General features: G+C 34.8%; 10 protein-coding genes. 6 read left to right on the top strand and 4 right to left on the bottom strand.

Annotated features, from left to right (window positions below):
- Window positions 1–20: 20 nt before the first annotated feature.
- The 4 genes from rfbB to RM51_RS00635 are packed head-to-tail and all read right to left on the bottom strand — an operon-like array spanning window position 21 to window position 4,597.
- Window positions 21–1,100: a dTDP-glucose 4,6-dehydratase gene (gene rfbB, locus RM51_RS00620; protein WP_039364549.1), complete on the bottom strand. Its 1,080-nt coding sequence runs from the start codon at window positions 1,098–1,100 to the stop codon at window positions 21–23.
- Window positions 1,097–2,359: a hypothetical protein gene (locus tag RM51_RS00625; protein WP_039363872.1), complete on the bottom strand. Its 1,263-nt coding sequence runs from the start codon at window positions 2,357–2,359 to the stop codon at window positions 1,097–1,099. The genes rfbB and RM51_RS00625 overlap by 4 nt, the downstream gene beginning before the upstream one ends.
- A 1-nt stretch (window position 2,360) precedes the next feature.
- The gene (locus tag RM51_RS00630; RefSeq protein WP_228375755.1) at window positions 2,361–3,287 is read right to left on the bottom strand and encodes a glycosyltransferase family 2 protein; all 927 of its coding nucleotides are present in this window, start codon (window positions 3,285–3,287) and stop codon (window positions 2,361–2,363) included.
- Window positions 3,284–4,597, bottom strand: a complete 1,314-nt coding sequence (locus RM51_RS00635) for a UDP-glucose dehydrogenase family protein (protein WP_039363875.1) — start codon at window positions 4,595–4,597, stop codon at window positions 3,284–3,286. Before RM51_RS00635 ends, RM51_RS00630 begins: the two co-directional genes overlap by 4 nt.
- Before the next feature lie 227 nt (window positions 4,598–4,824).
- On the opposite strand from RM51_RS00635, the gene rimP reads away from it, so the two are divergent.
- The 6 genes from rimP to RM51_RS00665 all read left to right on the top strand — a co-directional run bounded on the left by rimP (window position 4,825) and on the right by RM51_RS00665 (window position 15,217).
- On the top strand, window positions 4,825–5,292 hold the full coding sequence (rimP, locus tag RM51_RS00640; RefSeq protein ID WP_039363878.1) for a ribosome assembly cofactor RimP: 468 nt from the start codon (window positions 4,825–4,827) through the stop codon (window positions 5,290–5,292).
- 17 nt (window positions 5,293–5,309) lie between these two features.
- Window positions 5,310–6,545: a transcription termination factor NusA gene (gene nusA / locus RM51_RS00645; protein WP_039363881.1), complete on the top strand. Its 1,236-nt coding sequence runs from the start codon at window positions 5,310–5,312 to the stop codon at window positions 6,543–6,545.
- 80 nt (window positions 6,546–6,625) lie between these two features.
- The gene (infB, locus tag RM51_RS00650) at window positions 6,626–9,616 is read left to right on the top strand and encodes a translation initiation factor IF-2 (RefSeq protein ID WP_039363885.1); all 2,991 of its coding nucleotides are present in this window, start codon (window positions 6,626–6,628) and stop codon (window positions 9,614–9,616) included.
- 297 nt (window positions 9,617–9,913) lie between these two features.
- Window positions 9,914–12,790 (top strand): SusC/RagA family TonB-linked outer membrane protein, encoded by a 2,877-nt coding sequence (locus tag RM51_RS00655; protein WP_039363888.1) that lies wholly within the window; start codon window positions 9,914–9,916, stop codon window positions 12,788–12,790.
- A 14-nt stretch (window positions 12,791–12,804) separates the two neighbouring features.
- A complete protein-coding gene (locus tag RM51_RS00660; protein ID WP_039363891.1) occupies window positions 12,805–14,376 on the top strand; it encodes a RagB/SusD family nutrient uptake outer membrane protein in 1,572 nt (523 codons plus the stop codon).
- A 16-nt stretch (window positions 14,377–14,392) separates the two neighbouring features.
- Entirely contained in the window at window positions 14,393–15,217 is an 825-nt protein-coding gene (locus tag RM51_RS00665; protein WP_131667038.1) for a hypothetical protein, read from the top strand.
- The last annotated feature ends 92 nt before the right edge of the window (window positions 15,218–15,309 follow it).

Raw genomic sequence — 15,309 nt, forward strand, 5'->3', positions numbered from 1 at the left:
AACGTATTGTGATTTTGAATTTAATTATATTGTTTTTCGTAGTAGTTTTGGTAATCTCCATTGGTTACATTCTCCAACCATTCCTGATTTTCTAAGAACCAGTCAATTGTTTTTCCTAATCCTTCTTCAAAAGTTACAGACGGCTTCCAACCCAAATCTTTGTTCAGTTTCGTGGCATCAATAGCATAGCGCTTATCGTGTCCTGGTCTGTCTTTTACATAAGTAATTAGTTTTTCAGAGTATCCTGAAGGTTTTCCTAGTTTTTCATCCATCTGCTTGATAAGCTCTTTTACCAAATCAATATTTTGCCATTCGTTGAAACCTCCGATGTTGTAAGTTTCTCCGGTTTTCGCCTCATTAAAAATCTGATGAATAGCTTTAGCGTGGTCAATGACAAATAGCCAGTCTCTTGTATATTTTCCGTCTCCGTAAATTGGAAGAGGTTTTTCATTGATGATATTCGAAATACAAAGAGGAATCAGCTTTTCAGGAAAATGATTCGGACCGTAATTATTAGAACAGTTAGAAACAATAAATGGCATACCATAAGTATTTCCATAGGCTCTTACCAAATGATCTGAAGCTGCTTTGGATGCAGAATAAGGAGATTGAGGGTCATAAGACGTAGTTTCTAAGAAAAAACCTGTTTCTCCTAAGCTTCCGTATACTTCATCTGTTGAAACATGATAAAAAAGGTTCGTTCTTTTTTCGTTTGGAAATCTTCCATGAGTGTGCTCATCGTTCAATGTCCAGAATTCTTTACAAAGATTCAACAAATTGGCTGTTCCGTTTACATTTGTATTAATGAACGCCATTGGATCTGTGATGCTTCTGTCTACATGACTTTCAGCAGCTAAATGAACCACGGCGTCAGGATTATATTTTTCAAAGATTGCTCTTAGTTCTTCAGGCTTTGTGATGTCTGCTTTTTCGAAAACATAATTAGGTTCGTTCTCGATATCTTTCAGGTTTTCAAGATTTCCTGCATAGGTAAGAGCATCAAGATTAATAATCGTAGTTTCAGGATTATTCTTTACGAATTCTCTTACAACATGAGAGCCAATGAATCCGGCACCGCCGGTAATAATGATATTTTTCATTTTAATGTTTTCAAAAAGGAATTTAGCGTCAAAGATATTAAAAGTATTATCAAAATAAGAAAAGGACAATACCAAATAAAAAAATCTATATGTTTGTGAATATGTGCATGCTGTTGAAACAGAATAAACCAGCTGAAAGGGGCTGCAATAGAAAACCACGTTGTGAAAACCAATCTTCTGTCAATGTTTTTTATGTATAAATAAATTGAGCAAACAACACCTAGAAACAAAATCGTAGCAAACGGTATTTTTATCAATGTGAAATCTTCATTAATGAAAGAATTTCCTAAATATCGGGTAATAATATCTAAGTGAAACTTCTTTAATAAGATCAAATAATTTTGGCTTTGATCATAAAAATATTCACTACTAGATCTTCTGAAAAAAGCATCTTTAAGATGATAAATTCCGGTTTGGATATTTCCGGTAAGAAAGTAAAACTGATACAACAAAAAACTAATATTAATCAGTAGAGGAATCGCTAAGATGATAAAATGTCTCCAAATGAAATTCCAATAAAATGAAATCTTATTTTCAAAAAGGTAATATATATAAGGAATTGAAGAACTGATTAGAAATACAGTAATAAATTCAAATCCGGTAAACCAGAATTTTAAAAAGAAAAGGAATGAAAGCGTAAAAATATATTTTCTGAAATCCGGACTTTTATTCTTTTTAAAAAGCAGTAAGCCATATACAAAAGGAAGAAAATACACCCAATTACACCACCAACTACTTTTTCCATATAGAAACAGCCAATAATTAGGTAGAAGGAGTAGAAAAGTAATAGCTGAAACTCTAAAATTAAATTTTTGACTAACCCAATAAAGAAATAGAGTTAATAAAATACTTAAGGAAAGAGAATTAAAGATTCTGAAAATTTCAAGATTGATAACATTATCAAAACCGAAAGCTTTATCAAATAAACTGTATAAAATTGCTTGTCCACCAATTTGGGTTTTGTACGGATCATAAGCTGTTTTTTCGGGGATTTCATTCCTGATATACTTCTCGTAAACCTGCTTTCCGACGATAGATCTTCCGTTTCCGCTGTCTTTAAAATAATAGGTTCCGGTAAATCCGCCATCATCCATGATTTTTCCGTGCTCGGAATTCATGATTTTTCCAATGACAAGCGTTTCTGATTCTTCAAGTTTACTATATTCAAATTTTTCTTTAGGAATCAGATGAAATGCATTGAACTGTGTATTCAAAAAGAAAAGTAGGGTAAACAGTAAAAACCAGAATTCTTTTTTCATGCTAGTTGGTGTTATTATACCGCACTTTGAAATTCTTTTTGTCAATAATACTAATGTTGTCCAAAATTAAACCTGTGGCAAGAGAAAGTATGGAAACGATAATGAGCATGATTGAAAAAATTAATGTGGGAACTTTATAAACATATTGATATTCAAAATATTCTCGGATAGGAATAATCATAAAGAGAATTCCCAACACAAAAAGGACAATAGAAACCATCCCGAAAAATAAAAGAGGTTTATAAAGTCTTACAAGATTGAAAAAAAGTTTAATAACCTTGAATCCGTCGGTAAAAGTGTTCAGTTTTGAAACACTTCCTTCCGGTCTGTCTCGGTAATTAATAGAATATTCTTCTATCGCAAGTCCGTAATGCAAAGCATAGATGGAAAGATCAGTTTCTAATTCAAATCCTTTAATGGAACTTGCGTAATTTTTAACAAATTTTCTTGAAAAAATTCTGTAGCCGGAAAGAATATCCTTTAGTTCCGAACCAAAGAAAATATTGATGAGGTTTCGAACCAGATTGTTTCCGAAATTGTGAAAAGCCCTTTTATTTTCTTTTTTATAACTCTTGTTAGAAAGCCTGTCCCCAACAAGCATGTCACAGTTGTTTTCAATAAATTGATCTACCATTTCACGAATACATTCTACAGGATAGGTGTCGTCGCCGTCTATCATGATATAAAGATCAGCATCAATTTCTCTGAACATTCTGAAAACAACATTCGCTTTTCCCTGTTTTTTTTCATTCCCGACAATGGCACCTGCTTTTGTAGCAAGTTCTACAGTGGCGTCTTTAGAATTGTTGTCGTAAACAAAAATTTCAGCTTCAGGAATATGGTGCTGAAAATCCTTAACCACTTTTTCAATAGTTAAAGCTTCATTGTAGCAGGGTACTAAAACTGCTATTTTAGGTGAGAGAATCAATTTGTAATCGTTTTTCTACCGATACTTTTATAATAAAAACCATTCTGTGCAGGAATCTCCAAAGGATACATATTTCTTCCGTCGAAAATAACCTTATTTTTCATTTTCTCACCCATCAGTTTAAAATTTGGATTTTTAAACTCAGGCCATTCCGTTGCAATGAATAATGCATCTGCATTTTCAAGAGCTTCGTACATGGTTTTTGCATATTCGATCTTGTTGCCCAATACTTTCTGCACATTCTTTTCTGCAACAGAATCATAAGCAATAATTTTTGCTCCTTTCTTTAATAATAATTCAATATTATCCAGTGAAGAAGCTTCTCTGATATCGTCGGTATTCGCTTTAAAAGCAAGTCCCCATAAAGCGATGGTTTTTCCTGCAATGCTTCCTCCGAAATATTGTTCGATCTCAGAAACTAAAATGACTTTCTGAGAGATATTAACGTTTTCTGTAGCTTCAAGGATCTGAAAATTAAATTCTTCGTCTTTTCCGGATTTAATTAAAGCTTTTACATCTTTTGGAAAACAGCTTCCTCCATATCCAATTCCCGGGAATAAGAATCTGTGTCCGATTCTATCATCGCTTCCCATTCCAAGACGTACCTTGTCAACATCGGCACCTACTTTTTCACAATAATTTGCAATTTCATTCATGAACGTGATTTTTACTGCTAAAAATGAATTGGCTGCATATTTTGTAAGCTCCGATGATTTTTCATCCATGAATATAATAGGAATGCCGGTATTGGTAAATGGCTGGTAAATTGTTGCCATGATTTCTTTAGCCTTTTCCGAACTTGATCCAACGACTACTCTCGCAGGATTCATTGAGTCTTCAACCGCAAAACCTTCGCGTAAAAATTCAGGGTTTGAAACCACATCAAAAGGAAGGTCGGTTTTTGAGGCAATCACATTTCTTACCTTATCTGCTGTTCCTACCGGAACTGTACTTTTATTTACAACTACTTTGTATTCCGTCATCATTTCACCAATAGAATTGGCAACCTGTAATACATAAGAAAGGTCTGCAGAGCCATCTTCACCCGGAGGAGTTGGTAACGCAAGATAAATAACCTCGCTTTTATCCAAAGCTTCTTTTAAATTGGTGGTGAAAAATAAACGTTCTGCCTGTATATTTCTAAGGAACATTTCCTCAAGATTCGGTTCATAGATAGGAACGATACCGTTTTTCATTCCTTCCACTTTCTTTTCATCAATATCAACACAGTAAACCGAATTTCCCAATTCTGCAAGTGTAGTTCCTGTTACCAAGCCTACATATCCTGTTCCTACTATTGTAATATTCAAAGTATATGTTTTTAATAATTCATGACAAAAATACTAAAAATACTCTCACAGTTTCCGATAATTACGATTTGGTTCACGGTTCATTTACAATAAAACTTATTCGTCTGATTATTAGACTTATTTGTGTTTTAAGTAAAAATGTATTATATTTGCAAAAGATTTACGGATAAAAACAATGAGAAGGCTTCTGAGGAAAGCCTTTTTTCGTACAGTAAATCATAAAAATTATGGAGTTTAGAAAAAGAATAGAAGAATTATTAAACGAGTTCCTTGAGACCAGAAAGGATTTGTTTCTGATAGATTTAAAGATTTCTGCAGGAGACGATATTACGGTGATTTTGGATGGTGATAATGGAGTTTCTCTTCAGGATTGTTTAGATGCAAGCCGCGCCATTGAATTTAATATGGACCGTGAAGAGCATGACTTTAGTCTGCAGGTAATGTCTGCAGGGTTGAGTGAGCCGTTGGCAACACCAAGACAGTTTGCGAAAAATATTGGAAGAGATATTGATATTTTATTGAATGACTCTTCTAAAATTGAAGGAGAACTGGCAAAAGTAGACGAAGAAAAAATTACTTTGGTTCTACGTTACCGTAAGCCGAAAGATATCGGTAAAGGAAAAGTGGATGTAGAGGAGGAAAAGGAAATTCCTTACTCTGAGATTAAAAAAGCTCTAGTAGCAATTAAATTTTAAATAAGAAAAAAAGATAAATGGATAATATAGCGTTGATTGAATCCTTTGGTGATTTTAAAGACGAAAAAGGGATCAGTAAGATCGATCTGATGGCAATTATTGAAGATTCTCTTAAGACTCTTTTGAGAAAAAGATATGATTCTGATGATCATTTTGATGTGATTGTAAACCCTGATAAAGGAGATTTTCAGATATTCTTAAACAAAACAATTGTTGAAGACGAGATGTCTGAAGATGATGATCTTGAAATCGAGATCTCTGAAGCAAAGAAAATTGACCCGACTTTTGAGGTGGGTGAAGATTTTACAATGGAAATTCCTGTGGCTCAGTTAGGAAGAAGAAACATTCTTACCTTGAAGCAGATTTTGGCAACAAAACTTCAGGAGCACAATAATGCAATGCTTTATGAGCAGTTCAGAGATAAGATCGGGGAGATTGTGGTAGGAGAGATTCACCACATCCGTCACAAGCACGTGATTCTTTTAGACGATGAAGGAAATGAATTTATTCTTCCGAAAGAAAATCAAATCCCGTCTGACTTCTTTAAAAAAGGTGAAAACATCAGAGCTATTGTAGAAACAGTAGATTTTAAAGGTTCAAAACCGCAGATTATTATTTCCAGAACTGCACCAAAATTCCTAGAGAAATTATTGGAGCTGGAAATTCCTGAGATCCAGGACGGAACAATTATGCTGAAAAAAGTAGTGAGAATTCCTGGTGAAAAGGCGAAGATTGCAGTAGATGCTTATGATGACAGAATCGATCCGGTAGGAGCATGTGTGGGTGTGAAAGGATCAAGAATTCATGGCGTTGTGAGAGAGTTGAAAAATGAGAACATCGATGTGATTCAGTGGTCTAAAAACCCTGAAATTTTGGTGAAAAGATCTTTAGGAAATGTTACCATCAATAAAATTGACATCAACGAGGAGGCGAACTATGCACTAGTTTATACTCCGGTTGAAGAGATTTCTAAAGTGATTGGAAAACAAGGGCAGAATATCAGACTGGCTTCTTGGTTGTCCGGATACGAAATCGATGTATACAGAGAGTCTAGTGAAGATGACGATGTTGAATTGAGAGAATTTAATGACGATATCGAACAATGGATTTTGGATGAATTTAAGAAAGTAGGTCTTACAACTGCTAAGTCTGTTTTGGATAAAGAGACTGAAAGTCTTCTGAATATGGTAGATCTTGAAGAGGAAACAATTGAAGATGTGAAGCGTATTCTTAGAGAAGAATTTGAAGATTAAGATTTAGGAAATAAATTTTAATGAACAGTAAAAAAGAAATACTTTAATTTTAAGAATTAAAAAAACAGTAAAAATAATAAATGCCAAAAATTAGATTAAATAAAGCGGTTAAGGAATTCAATATTTCGATGTCCAGATTAGTAGAATTTTTACAAGCTAAGGGTATCGAGGTTGAAAGCAATCCTAACGCTCAATTGGAAGAAGCGGCATATTCTGCATTGGAGGCTGAGTTTGCCAAAGACGGTGAACAACGTAAAGCTTCCCATGAGGTGGTGATCACAAAAGTTCCGGAAGAAAAACTGGAAATTGAAGAAAAGAAAACCCCTGAAGTAATAAGAGCTAAAGCTAATAAACCAGAAACTAAAATTTTAGGTAAAATAGATTTGGAATCTGCAAAACCTGAAGTGGAAGAAGCTCCGGTTGCTCCTATAGCAACAGTGGAAGAAAAGAAAGAAGAAGCTGTTGTAGTAGAAGAGCCAGAAGTGAAAGCTGCTCCGGAAAAGCAAGAGTTTAAAGTTTTAGATAAAATCGATTTATCACAAATTGAATCTAGAAATAGACCGGTAAAAAAAGACAAGCCAAAAGTGGAGGAGAAAAAAGTAGAAGAAAAAGCTGTAGAAGAAAAACCGGTTGTACAGGTGAAAGAAACTCCTAAACCTGTTGTAAAAGAAGCTCCGCAAAAAGTGGAAGAGGTAAAAAAAGAAGAACCGAAGGCAACTGAAGAAAACCAGGAACCTCAAAAAATTGAAACAGTTTATCAGAAACTGGATGGACCTAAAATTGTTGGAGAGAAAATTGATTTGACTCAATTTGCACCGAAAACAGGTCCTGGAGCTAAAAAGAAAAGAAAAAGGATTGAGAAACCTGGCGGAAACAATAATCAGCAAGGTGGAAACAATCAACAAAACGGAAACAACAACAATAACCAAGGAGGCGGTCAAGGAAATCGTACTCAAGGACAAGGTGGTCAAGGAAACCGTCCTCAAGGTCAAGGTGGACAAGGAAATCGTCCTCAAGGTCAGGGAGGTCAAGGTGGAAACCGTTTTGGAAATAATAATCAAGGGAATCGTCCACAAGGCCAAGGAGGTCAAGGTGGAAACAGAGGAGGTTTCAACAGAGGAGGACAAAACAACAGACCAGGTCAAAGAACGATGCCTGTTGAATTGACAGATGAACAAGTTAAAAACCAAATCAAGGAAACTCTTGAAAAACTAACCAATAAAGGAGGGAAGTCTAAATCTGCTAAACACAGAAAAGATAAGAGAAATTTCCGTAGAGAACAAGATGAGCGTCAGCAAGAGCTTGATGCACAAGACAGAACATTAAAAGTAACTGAGTTCATCACTGTTGGTGAATTGGCAAGTTTAATGAATGTTTCTCCTACAGAAGTTATCTCTGCTTGTTTCTCTCTCGGAGTTATGGTTACCATGAACCAGAGACTGGAAGCTGATACTTTATTGTTGGTAGCAGATGAGTTTGGTTATAAAATTGAATTCTCAGATGCAGATCTTGAAGATACAGATGCAGATGATGAAATCGATACTGAAGAGAGCTTATTGCCTAGAGCACCTGTTGTTACAGTAATGGGACACGTTGACCACGGTAAAACATCATTACTGGATTATATCAGAAAGACCAACGTTATCGCAGGTGAATCAGGAGGAATTACGCAGCATATCGGAGCATATAATGTGAAATTGGAAAACGGTCAGAGAATTACATTTTTAGATACTCCTGGTCACGAAGCCTTTACGGCGATGAGAGCAAGAGGAGCTCAGATCACGGATATTGCAATTATCGTAATTGCTGCCGATGATGATGTAATGCCTCAAACGAAAGAAGCAATTTCTCACGCTCAGGCTGCAGGTGTTCCAATGATTATTGCAATCAACAAAGTAGATAAGCCGAATGCAAATCCGGACAATATCCGTCAACAACTTTCTGGAATGAATATTCTAGTGGAAGAATGGGGAGGGAATGTTCAGGCTCAGGAAATTTCTGCTAAATTCGGTAATAACGTAGATGTACTATTGGAGAAAGTTTTACTTCAGGCAGAAATGCTTGAACTAAAAGCAAATCCTGAACGTGCTGCAAACGGAGTTGTTATTGAAGCATCTTTAGATAAAGGTAGAGGTTATGTAGCAACAATGTTGGTTCAAACCGGAACACTAAGAGTAGGAGATTATGTTGTAGCAGGAAAAAATCATGGTAAAGTAAAAGCTTTGCTTGATGAAAGAGGGAAGAATCTTGCTGAAGCTGGTCCGTCTATTCCGGCAACGATCTTAGGATTGGATGGTGCTCCAACAGCGGGAGATAAATTCCGTGTTTATGCTGACGAAAGTGAAGGTAAAGCTATCGCTAACAAGAGAGAACAGCTTCAAAGAGAACTTTCTATCAGAACGAAAAAACATACTACGCTTGAAGAATTAGGAAGACGTATTGCTTTAGGTGAATTCAAAGAATTGAACATTATCCTTAAAGGTGACGTAGATGGTTCTGTAGAAGCACTTTCTGATCAGTTACAAAGACTTTCAACAGAAGAGATCAGCGTAAATATCCTTCACTCAGGTGTAGGACAGATCACGGAATCTGATATCAACCTAGCTGCAGCGTCAGATGCGATTATTATCGGATTTAACGTAAGAGCTGGTGCAAATGCTAAAGATCTTGCAGATCGTGAGGAAATTGAGATCAGAACATACTCTGTAATCTATAAAGCGATTGATGAAGTAAAAGAGGCGATGGAAGGAATGCTTTCTCCGGAAATTCAGGAACAGGTAATTGGTAATGTTGAAATCCGTGAGGTATTCAAGATTTCTAAAGTTGGATCAATTGCTGGATGTATGGTTCTTACCGGAAAAGTAACAAGAAACTCTAAAATACGTTTGTTAAGAGACGGAATTGTGAAATTCGATGGAGAGCTGGAAAGCTTGAAGCGTTTCAAAGATGACGTAAAAGAAGTTACCAAAGGATACGAATGTGGATTGAACCTTAAAGGATATAATGATATCGAACAAGGGGATATTCTTGAGGTATATGAAGAGGTAGCAGTGAAGAAAAAACTGAAATAATTCATTGTAAATAAATGAAAACCACTTTCTTAGAAAGTGGTTTTTTATTTACTGTTAATTTGTAATTATTCTAAATAATAATTTGACTTTTGAAAATATTGTGTTAAAAGTTTTTTTAACTAATTATATTTTGCATTTTATAGAATGATTAAACGTAATTATTATTGATTTTAGTTTTTTTGTGTATAAATGTAGTTTAATGTGTAAAAAAAACTCTAAAATATGTATCTCGAAAACTTGTGAATGTTAATATTTATTAACATATTTGCCCATTAAAATATATTAAAATTTGTTAATATGAATGTTAAACTACGTGTATTAAGTGCAGGTGCTTTGTTTTTTGTAGGACAGGCTATTCATGCACAAAAAAAACCAAAAGACACTGCTTCGAAAGAGACTAAAATTGAAGAAGTGGTTGTTTTAGGGTATTCAAAAACTATTACTAAAAAAAATTCAACAGTCGCTTCAAATACTGTGGGTGATGTATTTTTAGAGAATAGACCGAATACCAATGTTTTGACATCTTTACAGGGAGCTGCTCCTGGTGTTATCATGAATGGGGGGTCAGGAAGTCCTGGATCTGCCAAATTTAGTTTGTTAATTCGTGGAACGAGTTCAATTAGTGGTAATACGGATGCTTTAATTGTTATTGATGATATTCCATCGAATGCTTCTGAGTACAGAAACTTGAACCCGAATGATATTGAATCAATGACTGTGTTGAAAGATGCTGCTGCAACTGCAATTTATGGTAATAGAGGAGCTAACGGTGTTGTTGTTATTAAAACAAAAAGAGGAAAATATGGCAGTGGAATGAAAGTCTCTTATACGGGGATGACAGGGATGTCATTAAGACCTCTTGATAAATATAATCTTGCAAATACTGATGAATATTTGGATATTATGAGATTGTATGGTTTGACTTCTGGTGCTGCTTATGATAAGGCTATAGCTGGACAAAAAGCAGGAATTAATACTGATTGGAAAAAAGTTTTCTTTAAGCCGGAAATGTTCCAATCGCATGATGTGTCAATTTCAACAGGTGGTAAAAATGTTACTTCCTATAATTCTTTTGGGTATATGCAACAAGGTGGTGCTGTACCAACGACTGATTTTAAAAGATTTACTGCTAGGTCAAATGTTCAAATGAAGTCCAATGATGAAAAGTTAACGGTTAATTCACAATTAGGGCTTGCTTTCTCTAGAAGAAATGAATTGTTTGAAGAAACTAGTACAGGTATAAGAAATAACTCTGTTCAAAATCCACTTTTGGGAGTTCTTCAGGGGTTACCTTATTTAGCTCCTAATGCATATGGAAATGGTCAAGGTTTGTTTAACGCAATTGGAACTAACTTTAATAACGGAAATAATATCTATGTATTAGAGAACTTGATGACTAAAGGGAATCTTCCAAATTATGTTGATCAGGTGTCTATTACAGGTAACTTAGGAGGTTCATATCAATTTACAAAAAACTTTAGTTTAAATAATAAATTTGGCGTTGACTATAGACAGAGTGATAGAATTTCTGGTAGAGCACCTTGGGCTTATTTAGCTTTGGCGACTCAAGGAGCCAATAAGTATACTGGTTATGAGGATCAAAGTACAACAAGAGATTTAAGTATTAATAATGTTGTTTCTGCATCTTATAACGGACAAACTGGAGATCACACTGTAGATGCTACAGTAAGTATGGAATATAATAAAGTTTATTATAGAACAACAACTAGAAGACAGAACGGGCTAGATCCAAGAACTTATGTTCCTGGTTCTGGAACAGGATATGTACCTTTTGATAATACGGCTACATCTCCTTATGTGCCATCTGTAAGTGGTTCTAGAGTTACAGCGGGGACTCTAGCTTATTTTGCAAATGTGAATTATGACTATGCTGGTAAATATGGTTTTAGTGGTACAATTAGAAGGGATGCTAGTTACAGGTTTATAGGAGATAATCAATGGGCTACTTATTGGGCTGTTGCAGGTAGATGGAATATTGATAAAGAAAGCTTTATGGATGGATCTACATTTAGTAATCTAAAGCTAAGAGCTTCATATGGTACCAATGGTAATCAGAATATTGTAGCAGGTCAACCTGGGGTAAATCCTTTACTTACTGCTAGCCAAGTTGTAAGAGATTTATATACAACACCTACAGGATATGGTAACGTACTTGGTTTAGGCTTTGCTTACGGTAACCCAACAGTACAGTGGGAGGATGTAGCGCAAGCCAATATTGGTTTAGATTTTACTTTGCTAAATAATAAACTAGAAGGAACACTTGATGTTTATCATAAGAAAACTACAAACTTGTTTAGCTCAATTCCTGTATCAGGAGTAACAGGTTCTTATGCGGTTAGTGGTAATAATGGTTCGATGACTAATAAAGGTATTGAACTTGGATTACGTTATAACATTTTCAAAAATGATGATTTTAGAGTAAGTGTGTTTGCTAACGGTTCTTATAACCAGAACAGGGTAAATGAATATACAATTAATGGTGACCCAACACCCGGTTCTACTGTTAATATTGCTGGGCACCAATTATATGAATGGTATGTATATAAATATGCGGGTGTGAATAAGAGTAATGGTAATTTATTATTCTATACTAAAGATGGTGGCGTTACAGAAACTCCTGATGTTAATGATGCACAATATCTAGATGTTAGTATTGTTCCTAAATATGCAGGAAGTTTTGGATTTGAAACAGGTTATAAAGGCTTTTTCTTTGACGCATTATTTACTTTCCAACAAGGAATTAAAAAATTCGATAATGCTTTATATTGGTTAGCTAATCCTGAAGGTTTAGGTTCTACGGCAGTCGGTTCAGGAAATATGTCTACAGATTTATTAGGTGCTTGGACTCCACAGAACTCTAATAGTGATATCCCTAATCTAAAAGCAACGAACTGGGGGTATACTGCTGATTCTGATTATTTTGTGAAAGATGCTTCATTCCTTAAAATAAGATCAGCAACTATCGGTTATCAGCTTAGTAAAGACATGTTAAAGAATATGCCAATTACTGGTCTTAAAATATATCTTCAAGCTGAAAATATTTTTACATGGACTAAGTGGAGAGGTTTTGACCCTGAACCAATTACATCATCTAGTTTGAGTATTTATCCAAACCCAAGGATGTATACAATAGGGGTAAAAGTTGATTTTTAAATTAAATAATTACAATGAAAAAAATATTTTATATATTATCGGTTTTCTTAGTGATGTCTTCGTGTAACGATGCACTAGATATAGTACAGGATGGAGAAATTAATGATCCCCAGACTGCTTTTCAAACGGTAGAAGATATGCAGAAGTTCCTTAATGGAAGTGTATATCCATCCGTAGATCCATTGAATGAAATTAATTTCACTTCACTTTTTACAGATGAAATAGGTTTTGGACCAGCTGGAGTAAGTACTACAGATATCTTAACGCACAGATGGGTATTAAATTCTACATCAGGTGATGCTGCTGCAATTTGGGTTAGTAACTATAATATTATTAATAAAGCTAATATTCTTTTGAATGGTAGTAAATTAATTGATTTTAATACACTTTCTCCTGCAAATCAAGCTTTATATACAAGTATATTAGTACACACAAGAGCACTTAGAGCGTATGCTTATATCAATTTAGAATCATATTTTTCTCCAAATATGAAAGATGCAAATGCTTTAGGTGTAATGTTAGCTACTGAACCTGCTGATTTATTTGAAACGAAGTTGCCGAGAGTGAAAAATTCAGAGATCTTTGCTTTAATTGAGTCTGATTTACAGTATGCTCTTACAAACTTTAATTCCACAAGTGTAGCATCTACTACAATTACAGCTACTGGACAGTTTCGTGACTTTCATTATTTGTTAAAGCCTGCAATTCATGCGATGGCAGCAAGGTATTACAATTATAAAGGTGATGATGCAAATGCAAAAGTAAATGCTACTACTGCGATCACATCAAGCACGATAAACTTAGCTCTTCCTAATACTACTGCTGTTGCAACTTCATACCAACGTATGTGGGAAGATGCAGCTGGGTCAAGAGGCGAAATTTTGTGGTCTTTATACAGACCTAATAGTTCTACAGGTTCTTGGTCAAATATTGCAAATCTTTGGACGACTAACTCGACGGATATTAATGGCTCTGTTAATTTCGATATGAGCAGAAAATTATATACTCTTTTAAATCAACTTCCAGGAACAGATGTAAGAGGTCAAGTATTTGTTGATGCTTCAAGTCAGTTCGATGCTTTTTATCCTAACGGTGCTAACCCAAGAGAGGCTGATGTTATTGTAATCAATAAATACCCGGGTAAACCAGCTCCTTTAGCAAGTGCAACAATGCAATTGAGAAATGATATTAAAATCTTTAGATTGTCTGAAATGTATCTTATTTTAGCTGAGGTTGCTGTTCATGAAGGGAATTTAACAACTGCGGCGACGCGAGTTAGAACTATTAGAGGTACTAGATCAGTGGGTGGTTTAGCCGCTACAATTACTTATACTTCTGCTCAGCAAGCTTATGCAGATATTCTTTTAGAAAGAAGAAGAGAACTATCTTTCGAAGGTCATCGTTATGTTGATTTGAAAAGAATGGGGGTAGCAGCAGGAGTTGGAATCGATAGAGATGTGTATGATGATGATAATTCAACTATGCCTCTTACATTGCCGGCTAGTGATTATAGATTTACACTTCCTATTCCGTTGAGCGAAATGAATGCAAATTCTAATGTTCAACAAAATCCTGGTTATAATTAATAATACATTTAATTTTATGAAAAAGTTTGCATTTTTAATATTGGCTTTTATAACTATCTTCTTAAATAGTTGTAAAGATGAGCCTACAACATATGAAGGTGATCCTTACTTACATTTTAATAAGGAAGTACAAGGTGAAGCCGTTGTAAAATCTGGTACAGGTTCTACAACTGTTAATATAGAGTTTGGAACTGTTATTCCTTTGTCAGGTGCTGCTCAGGTTAAACTAGTAGTAGATAAAACTGTTTCGACAGCAGTAGAGGGTACCGATTTTCAGATTGTTAATCAGGATCTAACTGTTCCTGCAGGACAAGCTACAGCTCAATTTCAAGTGAAATTGCTTGAGGCTACTGCTACTGTTGAGCCTAAGCTAATAGTATTCAAACTACAATCTCCTTCTATTGGGAATAGTACTTTTGCTCAAACATATATTTTAACATATAATAAATCTTGTCCATCTTCGGCATTTGTTGGGAATGGGATTTTTAAAAATACTGTAGCTAGCTATAATGCTCCTAATACTGATTATACAATTCAGGATTTAGGTGTAACTGGTGGTGTAGGAACATTGAAAATTGTAGGATTTAAAGCTTTAGGTGGTAGTTTAACTTTAAATTACGATCCTGAAACAGCAGTAGTTACAATTCCAGATCAATATATGGAATATGATTCAAACGGAGGACAAGAATGGGTTAAAAAAGCGTCTGATGGTAGCAAGTCATCATTCAATGCTTGTACAAGAATATTAAAATTACGTGTTGAATATATTGTCAAAAATCCAACTACTGGTGCTACAATTGGTACTTTTGGTGATTATGATGAATTATTTGTAGGTCAGTAATTTAATAAGTAATTATTATAATAATAAAAACCCTGTCGAAAGACGGGGTTTTTTATTCCCCATTATTTCTTATTTTTGCTACACAAAAGCAA

The organism is Chryseobacterium taiwanense, from assembly GCF_000813825.1.
GTDB lineage: Bacteria > Bacteroidota > Bacteroidia > Flavobacteriales > Weeksellaceae > Chryseobacterium > Chryseobacterium taiwanense.